The 632-nt window shown below is 52.2% G+C and carries 1 protein-coding gene; it reads right to left on the bottom strand.

The genetic code is table 11. From position 1 onward, the window contains the following. Nucleotides 1–632 (bottom strand): adenylosuccinate synthetase (locus tag ACTHUR_RS15385; protein ID WP_440399504.1); only part of this gene is annotated, 632 nt, incomplete at both ends.

The following is a 632-nucleotide window of genomic DNA, read 5'->3' on the forward strand; positions in this document are numbered from 1 at the left end:
CCATCCATCACGTCCAGCTTGGTAATGCACATGCCAGAAATGCCGTTAACTTGAATAGAGCGTTTCAGAGCAGCTGCGTCAAACCAGCCACAACGACGCGCACGACCGGTTACAGAACCGAACTCATGGCCGCGCTCTGCCAAACCTGCGCCCACTTCGTCAAACAATTCAGTCGGAAATGGACCGGAACCCACACGGGTGGTATAGGCTTTAACGATACCCAAAACGTAATCCAGCATTTGCGGACCTACGCCTGCACCGGCAGAAGCGGCACCAGCCAAGCAGTTGGAGGAAGTTACAAACGGATAAGTACCGTAGTCGATATCCAGCAACGTACCTTGCGCGCCTTCAAACAACAGGCTTTCGCCTTTGCGGTTTTTCTCGTTCAAAACACGGGAAACATCGGTAATCATCGGCGTAATGCGCGGTGCAACTTTTTCAATGACCGCCATCACGTCTTCAAGTTTTACCGGCTCGGCATGGTGCAGGTGTTGCAACTGAACATTGTAATAAGCCAAAACGGCTTCCAGTTTTTCAACCAGTTTTTCAGGGTGCAACAAGTCCACCACGCGAATCGCGCGACGAGCAACTTTATCTTCATAAGCCGGGCCGATGCCGCGACCGGTTGTACC

Source organism: Neisseria sp. P0021.S007 (genome assembly GCF_051956855.1).